This window comes from Acuticoccus sp. (assembly GCF_965213555.1).
Lineage (GTDB): Bacteria > Pseudomonadota > Alphaproteobacteria > Rhizobiales > Amorphaceae > Acuticoccus.
The window spans coordinates 2,579,019-2,596,416 of sequence record NZ_OZ243890.1 but is presented as its reverse complement, the minus strand read 5'-3'; the positions used below and the strand labels follow the sequence as shown (position 1 = coordinate 2,596,416).

The window sequence follows — 17,398 nt, the reverse complement described above, 5'->3', positions numbered from 1 at the left end:
CATGGCCATGAACGTCGTCGTCGTCGAGTCGCCCGCCAAGGCGAAGACCATCAACAAGTACCTCGGCAGCGACTACCACGTGGTCGCCTCCTACGGGCACGTGCGCGACCTGCCGCCGAAGGACGGCTCGGTGGACCCCGAGCGCGATTTCGAGATGCTCTGGCAGGTGGACGACAAGGCCAAGAAGCGGCTGAACGAGCTCGCCACTGCGGTGAAGAGCGCCGAGCGGCTGATCCTCGCCACCGACCCGGACCGCGAGGGCGAGGCGATCTCGTGGCACGTCCTGCAGGTGCTGCGCGAGAAGAAGGCGCTGAAGTCCCAGCCCGTCCAGCGCGTGGTGTTCAACGCGATCACCAAGCAGGCCGTGCTCGACGCGATGGCCGCGCCGCGCGAGATCGAGGCCGACCTCGTGGACGCGTACCGGGCGCGCCGTGCGCTCGACTACCTCGTGGGGTTCAACCTGTCCCCGGTCCTGTGGCGCAAGCTGCCCGGTGCGCGCTCGGCCGGGCGCGTCCAGTCGGTCGCGCTGCGCCTGGTGTGCGACCGCGAGGCGGAGATCGAGCGCTTCCGCCCGCAGGAGTACTGGTCCGTCGTCGCAGCGCTCCTGACGCGCGAGGGCGAGGAGTTCGCCGCCCGCGTCGTCATGGCGGACGGCGAGAGGCTCGACCGCCTCGCCATCAGGACCGAGGCGGACGCTGCGCGCCTGGTGCGACACCTCGAGGCGGCCGACTTCCGCGTCGCCTCCGTCGAGGCCAAGCCCCAGCGCCGCAACCCGTCGCCGCCGTTCACCACATCGACGCTGCAGCAGGAGGCGAGCCGCAAGCTGGGCTTCTCCTCGGCGAGGACGATGCAGACCGCGCAGCGGCTCTACGAGGGCATCGACCTCGGCGGCGAGACCGTCGGCCTCATCACCTACATGCGCACCGACGGCGTGCAGATGGCCCCCGAGGGCATCGCCGCCATCCGCTCCATCGTCGGCCGGGAGTACGGCGAGGCCTTCCTGCCGGACGCGCCACGGCACTACGCCACCAAGGCGAAGAACGCGCAGGAGGCTCACGAGGCGATCCGGCCGACCGACGTGTCTCGGCTGCCCGCCGACCTGCGCCGTCGGCTCGACGACGACCAGGCCCGCCTCTACGACCTCATCTGGAAGCGCGCGGTGGCGAGCCAGATGATGCCCGCCGAGTTCGAGCGCACCACGGTCGACATCGACGCGACGGTGGGCGGCGAGGTCGTGGGGCTGCGCGCCACCGGCTCGGTGATGAAGTTTGCCGGCTTCATGAAGGCCTACAGCGAGGGCCGTGACGAACCTTCCGAGGAGGACGACGAGAACCGCCTCCCGCAGATCGGCGCGGACGAGCGGCTGACGCGGCGGTCGGTGACGCCGAGCCAGCACTTCACGGAGCCGCCGCCGCGCTACACCGAGGCGACGCTCATCAAGCGCATGGAGGAGCTCGGCATCGGCCGGCCGTCGACCTACACGGCGACGCTGTCGACGCTGCAGGACCGCGACTACGTCACCATCGACAAGAAGCGGCTGGTGCCCGGCTCCAAGGGCCGGATCGTCACCGCGTTCCTACAGAGCTTCTTCGAGCGCTACGTGGAGTACGGCTTCACAGCCGAGCTCGAGGAGAAGCTCGACGCGATCTCCGACGGCAAGCTCGACTGGCGCGAGGTGCTGCGCGACTTCTGGCGGGACTTCTCGGCGCAGATCGGCGAGGTGATGGACGTGAGGACCGCGGCGGTCCTCGACGCGCTCAACGATGACCTTGCGCCGCTGATCTTTCCGCCGAAGGAGGACGGCTCGGACCCTCGGGCATGTCCCGCGTGCGCCGAGGGCCGTCTGTCCCTGAAGAACGGTCGCTACGGCGCCTTCATCGGCTGCTCGAACTACCCCGACTGCAACTACGTGCGCCAACTCGGCGACGACCCGAACGCGGAGGGCGCCGCCGCGCAGGGCCCGGTGGTCCTGGGGGCGCACCCCGTCACGGGCCGTGAGATCACGCTTCGTTCGGGCCGCTTCGGCCCCTACGTCGAGATGGCGGCGGAGGCGGAGGAGAAGCCCGCGCGCTCGTCGTTGCCCAAGGGCTGGGCGCCGGACGAGGTGACGCTCGAGAAGGCGGTGATGCTCGTCGACCTGCCGCGCGAGGTCGGCATCCACCCCGAGACGCACGAGCCGATCCAAGCGGGGCTGGGGCGCTACGGGCCGTTCCTCCTCCATGGCGGCAAGTACACCAAGCTGGAAAGCGTCGAGGACGTGTTCGAGGTCGGCCTCAACCGCGCCGTGGCGCTCATCGCCGAGCGCAAGGACGGGCAGCGCTTCTCGCGCACGCCGGCGTCGCTGAAGTCCCTCGGCGAGCACCCGTCCGGCGGCGAGGTCACCGTGCGCGAGGGCCGTTACGGTCCCTACGTCAATCATGGCAAGGTCAACGCCACGCTGCCGAAGGGCAGCGACCCGCAGTCGATCACCCTCGCGGAAGCGCTCGCGCTCCTCGAGGCGAAGTCCGGGAAACCTGCAAAGCCGGCGAAGTCCGCCAAGTCGAAGGCCAAGGCCGATCAAGCCGACGCCAAGGGGGCGAAGGCGGCGCAGGCGCCGGGCAAGGGCAAGGCCGCCGGGGGCAAGAAGGCGGCGGCCAAGGGACAGCCCGCCGCAGGACGGTCCGGCAAGGGGAAGGCGGCGTCCCCGCAGACCGACGTGTAGGCCGACCGGGCGGTCGGTGGAGCCTCAGCCGACGGGCCAGCGCTCGCGCGTCCTCAGCACCTCGACGGCGTCGCCGATCCGCACCTGTCCGCGGCCGCGCGGCACGAGGTTCCAGCCGAACAGGACGCCCGGCACCGCGCGCTCCTTCGACCTGCGGAACCTCGTCAGCGTGCGCAGGGGTTCGCTGTCGACCACGGTCCCGCTCGCCTGGTCGGTGGTCGTCACCGCGCACCGCGCGCACGGCTTGACGAAGTCGAACACCACGTCGCCGATCCTCGCGCTCGCCAGGGTGTCCTCCCACCAGGGCTCGTCGGTGCGCACCGTGATGTTGGGACGGAACCTTGCCATGGGCACCGCGTCGGCGCCGCCGTCCTCGAGCCTGGCGTTGAGGTCGTCGAGGGATGCGGTCGCGGTGAGGAGGAGCGGGTAGCCGTCGGCGAAGCTCACGGGTGCGTCGTCGGCGAAGGTGGGATCGGCAGGGCGCACGGAACACTCGTCCATGATGACGAGGCGCACCGCGTCGCCGAACCAGTCAGACAGCGCCTCGTCGGCGGCGGCATCCACGCCGACGGCGTCCACGGTCTCGCGCCACACCGTGACGTTGCGCCGCTCGCCGGTGGGATGAGCCGCGATGGGGGCACGGCCGGGCGGCGTGACGATGACGCCATCGCCGTCGGGCGCAGCGACGAGCCGGGCCATCGCAGGGTGCTCGCGCTGGGACAGGAAGCGGCCGTCCGCGTCGACGATCATCGCACGGCGATCGCCGCGCAGCCCGCGCGGCTCGACCGCCGCCTCCTCCACCGATACGGCCGACAGGCTCTTCACCGGATAAACGTGCAACGAGGCGACCTGCATGATGTTCCTGCACCTTAGGGGGGTCGGCGATGCGCTAGCCTGCCCCGCGGCTCCGCGGCAAGCCATGTTCTGACGCAAGAGCCTCGACGCGGAGCCGCACAACCTCCACATTGCCGGCGATGGCCAAACCCGACGTTCCATCCCGTGAGGACATCCTGCGCTTCGTCGCCGACAGCCCCGGCCGGATCGGCAAGCGGGAGATCGCGCGCGCCTTCAACGTCAAGGGCGGCGACAGGATCGAGCTGAAGTCGCTCCTGTCCGACATGGCCGACGAGGGTCTCATCGCGCGCTCGGGCAAGCGGCTGTCGCGGCCGGGCGAGCTGCCTCGCGTGACGCTCCTGTCGGTGACGGGCCGCACGGCGGACGGCGACCTCACCGCGGAGCCGACGAGCTGGGACGGCGAGGGGCCGCGCCCGGTCGTGACCCTCGTGGGCGCGCGTCCAGCGCCCGGGCTCGGCGACCGCCTCCTGGCGCGCATCTCCACCGACGAGGACGGGCGCGCCCTCGGCAAGATCATCAAGGTGCTCGAGCGCCGCCCGACGTCGACGCTCGCGGTCGTCGAGCGATTCGCGGGGCGGCCGCAGCTCACCCCGACGTCCAAGCGCGAGCGCGAGGTCTACGCGGCGTCGCCCGAGGCGGTACGGGACATCCCCTCCGGCACGCTGGTGCGCATCGAGGTGGACCGCGGCAGGGCGGCGCGCATCGTCGAGGTGATCGGGCCCGTCGGCACCGAACAGGCCGTATCGCTGCTCGCGATCCACGCCCACGGCATCCCGGACGAGTTCCCCGAGCGCGTCCTCGCCGAGGCGGCGGCCGCCGAGCCGGCGACGATGCGGGGGCGTGAGGACTGGCGCGACGTCCCGTTCGTCACCATCGACCCGCCGGACGCCAAGGACCACGACGACGCCGTCTTCGCCGAGCCGGACCCCGACACCGAGGGCGGCCACATCATCAGCGTCGCCATTGCCGACGTCGGGCACCACGTGCGGGCGCGCTCTGCCATGGATGCGGAGGGGCGGCGGCGCGGCAACTCGACGTACTTCCCCGACCGCGTCGTGCCGATGCTGCCGGAGCGCATCTCGAACGACCTCTGCTCCCTGCGCGAGGGCGAGGCGCGGCCGGCCATGGTCATGCGCATGGTGTTCGCCCGCGATGGACGGTGCACGCGCCACACCGTGCACCGCGTCCTCATGCGCTCGGCGCGGCGCCTCGCCTACGCGCAGGCGCAGCGCATCGCGGACGGCGAGGCGTGCGACATCGCTCCTCAGGTGCAGGCGCTGTGGGAGGCCTACGCGTGCCTCAAGCGAGGGCGGGAGGCGCGCGGGCCGCTGGAGCTCGACCTGCCGGAGCGCAAGATCGTGCTGACCGCGTCGGGCGAGGTGGACCGCGTGGTCGTGCCTGAGCGGCTCGATGCGCACCGCCTCATCGAGGAGTTCATGATCCAGGCGAACGTCGCGGCGGCGCAGACCTGCGAGGCGGCGCGCATCCCCCTGCTCTACCGCGTCCATGACCAGCCCAGCCTGGAGAAGCTCGACGCGCTGCGCGAGTTCCTGGCGACGCTGGACATCCGCCTCGCCCGTGGCACCGGGGTGCGGCCGGGCGACTTCAACGGCGTGCTCGCCCGCGTGGCGGGTACGCCGCACGCCCAGCTCGTCAACGAGGTGATCCTACGCAGCCAGGCGCAGGCGCAGTACGCACCGGACAACGTCGGCCACTTCGGCCTCTCGCTGCGGCGCTACGCGCACTTCACCTCGCCGATCCGGCGCTACGCCGACCTCGTCGTCCACCGCGCGATCATCCGCGCCGCCGGCCTCGGCGAGGACGGCTTGACCGACGAGGAGGTCGCCGAGCTGTCGGCCATCGGCGAGGCGGTGTCGCAGACCGAGCGGCGCTCGATGCTGGCCGAGCGCGAGACCGTGGACCGGCTGATCGCGGCGTGGCTCGCCGACAAGGTGGGTGCCACCTTCGAGGGCCGCATCGGCGGCGTCACCAAGGCGGGCCTGTTCGTCAAGCTGACCGAGAGCGGTGCCGACGGCTTCGTCCCGATCTCGACCCTCGGCAACGAGTACATGATCTACGACGAGGCCGCCCACGCCCTGGTCGGCGAGGCCACGGGCACCACGTTCCGCCTCGGCGACGACGTGACCGTGCGCCTCGAGGAGGCGGCGCCGATCTCAGGAGCGCTTCGCTTCGACATCGTCGACCACGCCTCGTCCGCTGCGCCGTCGCGCCGACCTCGCCGTAGCGCCCGCCACCGCGACAGCCGCCCCTTGAAGAGAGGCCGCCGATGACCGACCGCTCCCCGTTCGAGTCGATCTTGAGGGGAGCGCGGCGACGCTGTCCGCGCTGCGGCACCGGACGCCTGTTCGAGGGCTTCCTCAAGGTGCGGCACGACTGCGCCTCGTGCGGTGAGGCGCTCCATCACCACAGGGCGGACGACGCGCCGCCCTACGTCGTGATGCTCATCGTCGGCCACGTCGTCGTCGGTGCGATGCTTTACTTGGAGATCGCCTACGCGCCGGCCATGTGGGTGCACGCGGCGATCTTCCTGCCCCTCACCGTCGCCATGTCGCTCCTCCTCTTGGAGCCCACCAAGGGCGCGCTCGTCGGCCTGCAGTGGGCGAACCGGATGCACGGGTTCGACCCGAACGCCGGGCCCAACACGTGAGCGGCCGACGACGCCGCCCTGGCGCCGAGGACGATCCGAGCAAGGAGGCCGGAGCCAAGGAACGGGCGAGCCAGGCAGCAGGCGCCGAGGCGGACGGGCCGGACGGCGCGGACGCGAGGCTCGCCGCGGAGATGGCGGTGCCGAAGACCCACAAGAAGATCACGATCCGTGATGCGGCGAGCCTCATCCTGGTCGACCGCCAGGGCCCGTCGGTGCTGATGGGGAGGCGGTCGATGAAGCACGTCTTCATGCCGGGCCGCTTCGTCTTCCCCGGCGGCCGGGTCGACCCGACGGACGCGCGCGTGCGCCTCGCCCGTCCCTACGACGGCACGACCTTGAACAAGCTCGTGGCGGAGACGCGCTCCGGCACCACGGAGGCGCGCGCCCGTGCGCTCGGCGCGGCGGCGCTCCGCGAGACCTACGAGGAGACCGGCGTGCTGGTCGGCCGCAAGGACGTCGACCTGCTGCCGACCGGGCCTGCCTGGACCGGGTTCTCCGACCGCGGCATCGGCCTCGACTTCTCGGTGCTACGCTTCATCATGCGGGCGGTCACACCGCCCGGACGACCGCGGCGGTTCGACACGCGCTTCTTCGCCGTGGACCGCGAGGCCATCGCCGACATCGACCCGAGCCGCGTCGGCGAGGACGCCGAGCTCGAGGAGATCGCCTGGGTGCCCCTGAAGGAGGCCCGCGAGCTCGAGATCCCGGCGGTCACCCACATCGTGCTCGACACGCTGGCCGAGCGGCTCGCCGACGACCCGAGCCTCCCGCCGGACCGGCCGGTGCCCTACTACAGGTTCCAGAACAAGCAGCGCGCAAGGGTCGACCTGTAACAACAGGTTGGGGGCGGGAGGGGTGTCCGCGGCGGCGCTGGCGCTCGACAAGGGTTTGCGGCAAGGACATGACGCGCCCGCCGACGGCCACCTCGACCGGAACCATGGATAGATCCTTCCATCAGCCCTGGGCGCCATGGCCGGACTGACTGCGCCGTCCGTCGCCGCGGACGACCGGGTGCGCTGCGCGCCCCGGCGGACGGGGGAGGACGCGAGCCGTCCGGACGGGCCGATCGACCTGCGCGCGCTCGCCGCGGTGATCAGCGGCATCACCGGCGTCGGCGCTGCGCTGTCGCTCAGCCTGCCGCTCCTGTCCGTCGTGCTCGACAGCCGCGGCATCCCGGCGATCTTCGTCGGCATCAACACGGCGACCGCCGGAGTGGCGGCGATCGCGATCCTGCCCTTCGTGACCGGGTTCGCCGAGCGGTTCGGCACCGCGCGCGTCATCGTCGTCGCCTTCGTGCTGATGGCGGTGATGTTGCTCGGCTTCTACTACGTCGAGCCGTTCGCGCTGTGGTTCCCTATGCGGTTCGTGTTCTCGGCGTCCGTGACGATGATCTTCGCGCTCACCGAGTTCTGGATCAACTCCCTGGCCCCACCGGCTCGGCGGGGCTTCATCGTCGGCGTCTACACCGCGTTCCTGTCCGCCGGCATCTCCATCGGGCCGATCATCCTGGCGCTCGTCGGCACCGACGGCGTCCTGCCGTTCGCCATCGGCGCCGGGGTCCTCCTCGCAGCGGCGTTGCCGGTCCTGTGCGTCGCAGCGCGTGAGCCGATCCTGCAGCGGGCCGGGCAGCGCAACCTTCTGCGCTTCGTCGCGGCCGCACCGCTCGCCATGTTCGCCGCGTTGGTGTTCGGTGCCGTCGAGTCCGGCGGCACCGCGATCCTGCCGCTGTACGGCGCGGCCATCGGCCTGACGCCCGAACGTGCCGTCATCCTCGTCACGGCCATCGCTGCGGGCAACATCCTCTCGCAGATCCCCATCGGCTACCTCGCCGACCGCGTGAACCGACGCCTTCTCCTCATCGGATCGGCGGCCATCGGCATGCTGGGGGCCCTCGCGATCCCGCTCGTCGCGCAACACTACTGGGGCCTGTTCGCGGTGCTCTTCGTCACGGGAGGGATCGTCACCGGGCTCTACACCATCGGACTGACGCACCTTGGCGCGCGCTACCGCGGCGCGGACCTTGCCACCGCCAACGCGGCGTTCGTGATGATGTACGCCGCCGGGATGCTCGTCGGGCCGGTGTCCCTCGGCGCGGGACTGGACCTTGCTCCGCCGCACGGCTTCGCCATCGCCATCGCGACGATCTTCGGCGTCTACGTGGCGATGTCGCTCGTGCGTGTCGCCCGAGACGGCATCAGCCCCTGAGCCGCCCAACTTGACAGCCCACCCCTGAGCGCCCATTGGCAAGGATCACTCGACTGGACACGAAGGGACGGCGCCTCGGCGTCGGATCGGGCCATGGCGAAGGCAACCACCATCAAGATCAAGCTCGTGTCGACCGCCGACACCGGCTACTACTACGTCACGACGAAGAACACTCGGACGATGACCGAGAAGATGACGAAGACCAAGTACGACCCCGTTGCCAAGAAGCACGTCGAGTTCCGCGAGGCGAAGATCAAGTAGGCGCGCAGGGCCGAGAGGACTCGACCCGAGCCGCCGTGCGTCGGCGGATCACTGCACGGGCTTCGGCAGGAACGCCTTCACGGTGGAGATGAACCTGTCGATGGAGATGGGCTTGGAGAGGTAGGCCTCGCAGCCCGCCGCGCGGATGCGCTCCTCGTCGCCCTTCATGGCGAAGGCGGTCACCGCGATCACCGGGATCGGCGCGAGGTCGGGGTCGGACTTGATGCGCTCGGTGACCTCGAGACCGGACATTTCGGGAAGCTGTATGTCCATGACGATGAGGTCGGGGCGCTCCTCCTTCGCCACCCTGAGCGCGTCGGATCCGTTGCGGGTCTGCAGGATTTCGAGCCCGCTCGCCTCGAGCAGGTCGTGGAACAGCTTCATGTTGAGCTCGTTGTCCTCGACGATGAGCACCCGCGGTGCCATGGGCTCTCCGATCCATGTCGCGCGCGGCGCGGCAGGCCCCGTGTGTGTGAGGACGTGAGGGTGGCGTCAAGACGGCTGGACGATCCCGACGCTGCGACGCTCGCCATCGCCTCGCTGTCGCACTTCGCCACCGAGCCGAAGACGCTGGCGCGCTTTTTCGCGGCCACCGGGCTCGATCCGGTCACGCTGCGCGAGGCAGCAGGATCGCCCGGCTTCGTCGCCGGCGTCCTCGACTTCGTGCTCGCCGACGCTCGGGCGCTCGCCGCCATCGCCGAGGCACAGGAGACGACGCCCGAGGCGATCGCGCGCGCCCGCGACGACTTGGAGCGACACGCGAGCGTGGCGCACGACCATGACCCCGTTCAGTCGGTGGCGTCCCTCGCCGAGGAGGACTGGCCGCCGCGGCCCCACGACGATTGGGCATGAGCGGAGCGGCGACCGTGTGCCGGGACTGCTCGGCGATCCTCTGCTTCGATGCACCCTCACGCTGCCCACGCTGCGGACGTCCGCGCCTCGTCCGACACGCCGAGCTCGCTCACCTCGCCATCGCCCACGTCGACTGCGACGCCTTCTTCGCGGCGGTGGAGAAGCGCGACGACCCCTCGCTGAGGGACGTGCCCGTCATCATCGGCGGCGGCCGGCGTGGCGTCGTGTCCACCTGCTGCTACCTCGCGCGGCTCCACGGGGTGCACTCGGCGATGCCGATGTTCAAGGCGCTCCAGGCCTGCCCCGACGCCGTGGTCGTCCGCCCGGACTTCGAGAAGTACGTCGCCGCCGGACGGGCGGTGCGCGAGATGATGCGCGCCTTGACGCCGCTCGTGCAGCCACTGTCCATCGACGAGGCGTTCCTCGACCTGTCGGGCACCGAACGGCTGCACGGGGCGCCGCCCGCCGCCGTGTTGACGACGTTCGCGCGGCGCGTCGAGGAGGCCGTCGGCATCACCGTCTCCGTCGGGCTCGCCCCCAACAAGTTCCTCGCCAAGTTCGCGTCCGACCATGAGAAGCCGCGTGGCTTCACCGTCATCGGACGATCCGATGCCGAGGCCCGCCTCACGGACGAGCCGGTGACGCGTGTGCCCGGCGTCGGGCCCGCGGCGGCGGCGCGTCTTGCGCGTTGCGGGATCACGCACGTGCGCGACGTCCAACTCTTGGCACCAGCCGAGCTGATGCGCCGCGTCGGCGAGGGCGGCGAGCGGCTGAAGCAGCTCGCGCACGGCCAGGACACGCGCCCGGTCGACCCGTCGAGCGAACGCAAGTCGGTGTCCGCGGAGCAGACCTTCGATGCGGACCTGTCGGATCGACATACCCTCCTCGCGCTGCTGCGGCACTTGTCGGAGAAGGTGTCCACCCGGCTGAAGGCGGGCGGGCTCGCCGGACGCACTGTGACCTTGAAGCTGAAGACGCCCGACTTCCGCTCGGCGACGCGGGCGACGAGCCTCGACGCCCCCACGGCCATGGCGCACCGGCTGTTCGCCGCTGGCAAGTCCCTCCTCCTCGACGAGCCGGACGGGCAGCGCTACCGGCTCATCGGCATCGGGGCGTCCGGGCTGGTCCCGTTGGCCGACGGCGACGGGGAGGAGCTGTTCGATCCCGTCCGCGCACGGCTCGGACGGGCGGAGCGCGCCATGGATGAGGTGCGCTCGCGCTACGGCGAGGACGCGCTCGTCGTCGGCCTCGCCCTCTCCCACCCCAAGCGGCGTCCCGCCTCGCCGAAGGACACGGTGCGCCTTCCGGTCCGCCCCCGCGGCGACGCGTGACTTTCACGCTGGCGACGGTCGAGGGGCTGATGCAGAACGTCGCCGCGTCCACACCCAGCGGTGTATGCAGCGAACCAGGAAGGCTGGAGCCATTCTGCCGCCCATATGAGGTGCTCTACGTTTCGCGACCAGACCGGTTATTGGGGGTCGGCCGACCCCGTCCGACCCCGAACCGCTCCATCGGAGGCATCCCATGACGACCTTCGCGCCGACCCTGACGCTGACCCTCACCGTCCTCGGCTCCGTTCTGCTCGCCGGGCCGCTCGCCGCGCAGGAGGCCTGCGCGCCCGGCGAGTTCGGCGCCGAGGCCGACTTCCGAGCCTCCGGCGCTGACGCAGCTGCGAACTCCGTGCCGAATGCCGCCGACCGCACCATCGTACGGGCCACCGTACGCCACCAGTGCCACCGCGTCCTCGACGACGGCACGTTCGTGCCCGAAGGCTACGCCGTACGCCTTTACGAGGGGTGCGCCGACGAAACATGCGCGCTCGCCCTGGCGTTCGCGACGCCCGGCCGGCGCGAGGGCACCTACAGCCTCGCCTACGAGACCGAGGACGGTCCGCAGACGGCGCGGATGCGCGCCAACCGCCGGGGCGGCCTTGTGCTGGTCCGCCGCGGCGAGGGCGAGAACACCGAGGGGGGCCGCAAGCGCGAGCGCCTGACCCTGCAGCGCGCGGACTGACGCCGAGGGTCCCGTCGGCGCCAGCGGCGGGCGCTCGAGCGCGGGCGAGCGCTCATCGCTCACCAGCCTCCGCTCACAGCTCCACGGCAGGATCCTGCGTCGGTCCGCTGCGTGCGCCCGCTGTCCCGGCGGCTACCGCCCGGGGCCGGTCCACACGGCGACATGGGCCATGTCGTTCCAGAAGCGGAAGCTGTCGGGCGTGTCGGCACGCAAGATGATGATCACCGTGCGCGACAGATCGCTGATCGACCACGTCGGCGAGAAGTTCGTTCCCACGCAGCGGCGGGCCTGCCCGCCGGCCTGCACGTTGAACTCGTGGGTGTCGGGCTCGGTGTCGACCAGCTTGTTGTCAGACGTGTAGAGCCGTAAGTCGTACTCCTGCGTAATCGCGCTCGGATTGCGCACCGTGACGCAGTACTCCACCTCATCGTCGCTGAAGGTGTCGTTGATGCGCTTGCGCTGCACCGTGATGATGTTCCCCTGCGGTGCGCCACGGTACGACGCGGCCCCGTAGGTGGAGGTGATCGCCTCCTCGTAGATCGCCGCGCGGAACCTGCACGTCGGCGCGTTGTACCAAGCCTGGCGGTTGCAGATGGCGGCCATCTCGCTCACCATCCGCTGATCGCACCAGCGCTGGTCCTGCACCTTCAGTCGGTAGCAGGCATCGTGGCGAAGGCAGACCTGGCGGAACGGCCCGTTGAACGTTCCGCCCAGCGGAAGCCATCCAGGGCCGCACTCATCGCTTTCGACAGTGGCGGTGCGTTCGTAGTCCTCGTAGCTGCGCCGCACCCCGGAAACCCTGCCAGCCTCGCTGCGCTTCGCCGGGGCGGACGACTTCAGCCAGCAGCGCGCCTCCCGTCCCTGCACGCCCGGCGGCACGTAGGTGTAGGCCACGCATGCGCCCTCGCCCGCGCAGAGCGTCTGACATGCCCGCGCGTTACCATGAGACACGGCGACGTTTCGATAGTCGCGCCCCGGCCGGTTGGTGCTCCACTCCGCCGTCACCTGCCAAGGGATCGGGTTCGGGATCGTGACCTTGATGCCGCTGGTCAGCGCCTCACTGCCAGCCTGCCGAGCTGGCCGGCCTTGCTTCAGCCAGCACTTCGCCGTCGGCCCCCAGCGCGGCGGTGCGCCGTAGGTGTAGGCGCCGCAGCGTGCATCATCGGCACAAGCCTGCCGGCACAGGGTCGGGTCGCTGCGATCGAGCGCGAAGATGCGGTAGTCGCTGCCGTAGCGGTCTGTGTCCTGCTCCATGGTCATGACCTGCGCATGGGCGAGCGACGCGACGCTGATCAGCGCCGCGGAAAACAACAGTCTCATAAATTGCCTCGTCACCAGTCGGGCCGAAAAGCGGCCCATGCCATGGTGGCGACGACATTGAGGCAAAAGTACGGCGGTTGCAGGTACCGAACCGTGCCATGAGAGGTTTAACTTGATGGCGCCCGACCGGCGCTCGAGCCGCTGGGCGCCGGAGCGGGGCAGCGCTCAGTTGCGCTCCTTGTCCACCAGCGCCTTCTCGCGGATCCATGGCATCATCGCGCGCAAGTCCGCCCCCACCGCCTCGATGGGGTGGGCGTTGTTCCTGGCGCGCGTCGCCTTGAACGAGCTCTGATTGACCCTGTTCTCCAGCATCCAGTCCCGCGCGAAGCGGCCCGACTGGATGTCGGCGAGGACGCGGCGCATCTCGGCCCTCGTCTCGTCCGTGATGATGCGCGGCCCGGTGACGTACTCGCCGTACTCGGCGGTGTTGGAGATCGAGTAGTTCATGTTGGCGATGCCGCCCTCGTAGATGAGGTCGACGATGAGCTTCACCTCGTGTAGGCACTCGAAGTACGCCATCTCCGGCGAGTAGCCCGCCTCTACCAGCGTCTCGAAGCCGGCGCGGATGAGCTCGACCAAGCCGCCGCACAGCACGACCTGCTCGCCGAAGAGGTCGGTCTCGCACTCCTCCTTGAAGCTCGTCTCGATGATCCCGGCGCGACCACCGCCGATGGCGGAGGCGTAGGCGAGGCCGAGGTCGTGGGCGTTGCCCGAGGCGTCCTGGGCGATGGCAAGGAGGCACGGCACGCCGCCGCCGCGCTGGTACTCGGACCGGACGGTGTGGCCCGGCCCCTTCGGCGCGACCATCAGGACGTCGAGGTCGGCGCGCGGCTCGATGAGGTTGAAGTGCACGTTGAGGCCGTGGGCGAACATCAGCGCCGCGCCGTCCCTCATGGTGCCGGCGAGCTCACCCGTGTAGATGTCCGACTGAAGCTCGTCGGGCGTCAGGAGCATCACGACATCCGCCCAGGCGCCGGCGTCCGGCACCGACATGACGGTGATCCCCTCCGCCTCCGCCTTGCGGGCCGAGCCCGACCCCGGCCGCAGCGCCACCCTGACGTCGGTGCACCCCGAGTCGCGAAGGTTCAGCGCGTGGGCGTGCCCTTGGCTGCCGTAGCCGACGACGGCGACCTTGCGGCCCTTGATGAGGCTGATGTCGGCGTCGCGGTCGTAGTAGACGCGCATAGGTGCTCCCGTGTGTGTCGTGGGAGCGTCAGCCTCCCGTCGCGCTCGTCATAGACGGTTTGCGACGGCCCTGTGAATGGCCGGCGGGCGGTCAACCTCAGTGCGCGTGCATCACCATCGGTGCCGGCTCGCGGCGCGGCTCCGCGGGCGCGAGCCGGCGGCGCAGCGCCTCCATGTGGTCGGCCTTCCGGCGGATGGTGACGTCTTCACCCAGGAGGTCGGCCGCGATCAGCTGCAGCTCGGCCACACGCACCTTCTTGTCCTTGCGCAGCTTCTCCAGGAGCTCGGCCGCCTGCCGCGGCCCAGCGCCGCCGAGCGCTGCAATGTACTTCAGGACGACCTCGCCGCGCACGCCCTGGGGCATCGCGTCGAGCGCGTTCAAGGCGCTCGCAACCTCTCCGGCCCCCGCGTCCCTGAGCGCCCGCCCCGCCTCGCCGGCGGTGTTGTCGCCCGCCTCGTCGATCCTGGAAGCCGCCACCTGCCCCCGCGACGGCGTGGTCACGGGGGCAGGCACGCACAGCGAGCGCTCGGGCAGGATGAGGCCGTTCGCCCCGTCGCGCCGGATGCCGACCCGCGCGACCACGTTGCGGTTGGCATCCGCCTCCATGGCCGTCATCCGCTTGATCGAGCGCGCGAGGTTGCGTGAGTAGCGCTCGAAGAACTCGGTGAAGAACCACATAGTCATCGCCTCACGATGGAGATCGGCGCGTCGACGGACGTCACCGGACGTGGGGACTGTCGTCGCAAAGGGTTGACAGGAGCTAAACGCCGGCCGCGACCGTCGTCGATCGTACCGTCTGGTGAGGGATCACGCCCTGCTCAGCCGGAGATGGGTTGCGAGGACTGGCCAAACCTTCACCGCGAGGCCCGCGGCGGCCGTCCTGTGCGGCTCGCTTAAAGTTCTCAGCGCCGCGCGAACGCCTCGTCCTTCTCGTCCATCGCGCGCTGGCCGACGAAGTAGCGCCGCAACGCCTCCACGTGCTTGCCCTTGGTCCGCTTCGGCGGGGTACGCCCGGTGACCTGCTCGATGATGGCGGTCAGCTGCGGCAGCTTCACCGCCTTGTCCTTGGCGATCTGGTCGACCGTCCCGAGCGAGGCCGACGCGGGCTGCGCGCGCAGGCGCTCCACGTAGCGCCTGACGACGAGTTCGGTGGGTTCGGCGACCGACTTCGAGCTCGCCGCGCCTTGTTTCGCCGGCGGCGACGCCATCTGCGGCGGTGCCGACCACGACGCCAGTGCCGCGGTCACCGTCCGCTCCTCGGACCGCGCCAGCGCGTCGGCGACGGCCTCCGTTGCGGTCGCCGCCGTGGACTTCGCCGAGGCCGTTCGGTGCACGTCGGCGGTCGCGCGAAGCAGCTCGACGACGTCGGAGTGGTTCCGCCCCTTCGCCGCGCCCTGGGTCGCCGGCAGGTGCTTGGCGACCATGCCGGTCTTGTTCGCGAAGTGGCGGCCGATCTCCGCGAGCACGCTGGCGAGGCGGTCGTTGCCGCTGAGGCCAACGACGACGCCCTGCTTGGCGATCATGCGGGCAAACGCGGTCGTGTTCATGCAGCAAGCCTCCAACGGGACGGGGCGAAGGCCTCGAGCCGCTCGGCGAGGCGATCGATGATGAGGCGAGCCTCCGGATCCTTGAAGTAGGCGATGTCGAAGCCCGCCTCCTTGGAGAAGCTCGCGCGGGTGGGGACGTAGGCGTCGGTCACGAAGTGATCCGGCGAGGCCTCGTCGCGCTTCAGCGCGTCCTGGACGCGCTCGATGGCCTCGCGCTCTCCCCCCGACAGGGTCGGCGTGTCGTAGCGCTTCATGGTGCCGACCACCTGGTACTGCAAATAGCAGCTGTCAGAACGCATGCGGGTCGGCGCGGCCGGACGGCAGCGCAATGCCATGAGCTCGCTCTTCTTGCGCAGGAAGCTCTCGACGGTCTCGGCCGACAGGACGTCGAGGCGCGTCGGGATGACGAGGTGCGTCGCGGCGCAGAAAGCGTTGACGAACGCCAGCGAGACCCGCGGCGCCGTGTCGAGGATGATGCGGTCGTAGCGCTCCTGGATCGCCGGCTGCAGCAGGTACTGCGCCAGACGGAACCGCACGTCGGTGCTGTGCCGGTTCGCGAGCCACTCGAGGAGCAGGATCGTCTCGAGGTCGGCGAACTCGTAGTAGCAGTCGATGACCGCGGACGACGCGCGTCCCTTGAGCGTGAACGGCCGGACCTCCCTGCCGAGGAACAGGTTCTTGACCTGTGGCGAGGCCTGCTTGCGGTCCTCGTCGATGGTCATGGCGCTGAGCGAGCCTTGATAGTCGAGGTCGATGAGCAGCACGCGTTCGCCGCGCTCGTGGTAGTGCGCCGCAAGGTTCGCCGCGAGCGTCGTCTTGCCGACGCCGCCTTTAAGGTTGCCGATCATCATGATCGGCTTGGACGCCATCAGGCGCTCGGCGTAGTTCGCCGGCCGCTTGATCGGCATGCGGGTCCACACGTCGCTCTCGTGCCCCTCCCCGCTGAGACCGGCAAGGACGTCGTCGAGGGCGTCGCCTGGACGTTGACTGGTCAGCTCCCGGCGCAGCGTCGCCACCTCGGTCTCGAGCGCGGCGGTGCGGTCCGGGTCGGCCTCGCCGACCTTGGCGTCGAGGTCGGCCCGAGCCCTCCGCTCGCGCCGGAGCTCACGCTCCAGCGCCTCGCGAGCCTCGTCGAGCTCGCGCAGTCCGGCGTTCTCCTCCCTCAGCTGCTCCAGCCGCCGTCGCACGTCGGCGCCGTCGGCCTGCAACTCGGCGGTCAGCTCGGCGATCCTGCGGTTGGCGTGCTCGAGGTCGGTCTTGGCGCCGGAGAGCTGGAACCGCTGGTTCCTCGCCAATGCGTCGGACTCTTCGATCTTTGCCTCTAGTTCGGCCGCCTGCTCCTTGTGTCGGTCGACGAGCCGGTCGAAGTTGTCGAGCTTGGCCTTCAGGTAGTGATGGTCGTGCTCGTAGCGCGCGAGCTGTTCGGAGTAGCTGCGAGCAGCGGCGTTTGCCGCAGTCAGGTCGTCCCGTAGCTGACTTGCCTTATGTTGATATTCTTCAAGTTGTCTCTGTCTTTCGTTAACAGCCTGACCAGCCAGCTTGTGCTGTGCCTGTAGACCCTCAGCATAACCCTGTGAAACTTTCAACTCAGCCTGTAGATGCTTGTTCTCCTTCGCAGTTTGGACCGTGTATCTCAATGCAAATACGAGACCAAGCACAAGGCTCATGAGCAACGGAACGGCTCTCTGCTCACCCGCGGTCTTGCTTAAAAACTCAAGGACACTCGTGACGATGTCGAAGTCCATGGAGCCCTCATCCTGCATGACGTAAGCAAGGCGCGCAGTCGTGCA

The 17,398-nt window shown here is 70.0% G+C and carries 16 protein-coding genes; 9 read left to right on the top strand and 7 right to left on the bottom strand.

Going from position 1 to position 17,398, the window contains the following annotated elements:
- Positions 1–7 precede the first annotated feature (7 nt).
- On the top strand, positions 8–2,701 hold the full coding sequence (gene topA / locus ACOOE8_RS12245; protein WP_420394702.1) for a type I DNA topoisomerase: 2,694 nt from the start codon (positions 8–10) through the stop codon (positions 2,699–2,701).
- Positions 2,702–2,725: 24 nt separating this feature from the next.
- Here topA and ACOOE8_RS12240 read toward each other — a convergent pair whose 3' ends face one another.
- Entirely contained in the window at positions 2,726–3,556 is an 831-nt protein-coding gene (locus ACOOE8_RS12240) for an MOSC domain-containing protein (RefSeq protein WP_420391735.1), read from the bottom strand.
- 119 nt (positions 3,557–3,675) lie between these two features.
- Here ACOOE8_RS12240 and rnr point away from each other — a divergent pair, with 119 nt between their 5' ends.
- From rnr to rpmG, 5 genes are all read left to right on the top strand, one after another.
- Positions 3,676–5,847, top strand: a complete 2,172-nt coding sequence (gene rnr / locus ACOOE8_RS12235; protein WP_420391734.1) for a ribonuclease R — start codon at positions 3,676–3,678, stop codon at positions 5,845–5,847.
- The gene (locus tag ACOOE8_RS12230; RefSeq protein WP_420391733.1) at positions 5,844–6,224 is read left to right on the top strand and encodes a DUF983 domain-containing protein; all 381 of its coding nucleotides are present in this window, start codon (positions 5,844–5,846) and stop codon (positions 6,222–6,224) included. Before rnr ends, ACOOE8_RS12230 begins: the two co-directional genes overlap by 4 nt.
- Positions 6,221–7,057: an NUDIX hydrolase gene (locus tag ACOOE8_RS12225; protein ID WP_420391732.1), complete on the top strand. Its 837-nt coding sequence runs from the start codon at positions 6,221–6,223 to the stop codon at positions 7,055–7,057. Before ACOOE8_RS12230 ends, ACOOE8_RS12225 begins: the two co-directional genes overlap by 4 nt.
- Before the next feature lie 136 nt (positions 7,058–7,193).
- Positions 7,194–8,429: an MFS transporter gene (locus ACOOE8_RS12220; RefSeq protein WP_420391731.1), complete on the top strand. Its 1,236-nt coding sequence runs from the start codon at positions 7,194–7,196 to the stop codon at positions 8,427–8,429.
- A 93-nt stretch (positions 8,430–8,522) separates the two neighbouring features.
- The gene (gene rpmG / locus ACOOE8_RS12215) at positions 8,523–8,690 is read left to right on the top strand and encodes a 50S ribosomal protein L33 (RefSeq protein WP_420391730.1); all 168 of its coding nucleotides are present in this window, start codon (positions 8,523–8,525) and stop codon (positions 8,688–8,690) included.
- A gap of 48 nt (positions 8,691–8,738) precedes the next feature.
- Here rpmG and ACOOE8_RS12210 read toward each other — a convergent pair whose 3' ends face one another.
- Positions 8,739–9,116: a response regulator gene (locus ACOOE8_RS12210; RefSeq protein ID WP_420391729.1), complete on the bottom strand. Its 378-nt coding sequence runs from the start codon at positions 9,114–9,116 to the stop codon at positions 8,739–8,741.
- A 60-nt stretch (positions 9,117–9,176) separates the two neighbouring features.
- Here ACOOE8_RS12210 and ACOOE8_RS12205 point away from each other — a divergent pair, with 60 nt between their 5' ends.
- The 3 genes from ACOOE8_RS12205 to ACOOE8_RS12195 all read left to right on the top strand — a co-directional run bounded on the left by ACOOE8_RS12205 (position 9,177) and on the right by ACOOE8_RS12195 (position 11,555).
- Positions 9,177–9,542: a DUF3572 family protein gene (locus ACOOE8_RS12205; protein ID WP_420391728.1), complete on the top strand. Its 366-nt coding sequence runs from the start codon at positions 9,177–9,179 to the stop codon at positions 9,540–9,542.
- Positions 9,539–10,873: a DNA polymerase IV gene (locus tag ACOOE8_RS12200; RefSeq protein WP_420391727.1), complete on the top strand. Its 1,335-nt coding sequence runs from the start codon at positions 9,539–9,541 to the stop codon at positions 10,871–10,873. Before ACOOE8_RS12205 ends, ACOOE8_RS12200 begins: the two co-directional genes overlap by 4 nt.
- Before the next feature lie 193 nt (positions 10,874–11,066).
- Positions 11,067–11,555 (top strand): hypothetical protein, encoded by a 489-nt coding sequence (locus ACOOE8_RS12195; protein WP_420391726.1) that lies wholly within the window; start codon positions 11,067–11,069, stop codon positions 11,553–11,555.
- Between the two features lie 132 nt (positions 11,556–11,687).
- Here the strand turns inward: ACOOE8_RS12195 and ACOOE8_RS12190 are convergent, their stop codons facing one another.
- From ACOOE8_RS12190 to ACOOE8_RS12170, 5 genes are all read right to left on the bottom strand, one after another.
- On the bottom strand, positions 11,688–12,875 hold the full coding sequence (locus tag ACOOE8_RS12190) for a PAN domain-containing protein (protein ID WP_420391725.1): 1,188 nt from the start codon (positions 12,873–12,875) through the stop codon (positions 11,688–11,690).
- A gap of 165 nt (positions 12,876–13,040) precedes the next feature.
- Positions 13,041–14,060: a ketol-acid reductoisomerase gene (ilvC, locus tag ACOOE8_RS12185; protein WP_420391724.1), complete on the bottom strand. Its 1,020-nt coding sequence runs from the start codon at positions 14,058–14,060 to the stop codon at positions 13,041–13,043.
- 97 nt (positions 14,061–14,157) lie between these two features.
- Positions 14,158–14,739, bottom strand: coding sequence for a hypothetical protein (locus ACOOE8_RS12180; protein ID WP_420391723.1), 582 nt, complete (start codon positions 14,737–14,739; stop codon positions 14,158–14,160).
- A gap of 224 nt (positions 14,740–14,963) precedes the next feature.
- Positions 14,964–15,608, bottom strand: coding sequence for a hypothetical protein (locus ACOOE8_RS12175; protein ID WP_420391722.1), 645 nt, complete (start codon positions 15,606–15,608; stop codon positions 14,964–14,966).
- A complete protein-coding gene (locus tag ACOOE8_RS12170; RefSeq protein ID WP_420391721.1) occupies positions 15,605–17,353 on the bottom strand; it encodes an AAA family ATPase in 1,749 nt (582 codons plus the stop codon). The genes ACOOE8_RS12175 and ACOOE8_RS12170 overlap by 4 nt, the downstream gene beginning before the upstream one ends.
- Positions 17,354–17,398: the final 45 nt, after the last annotated feature.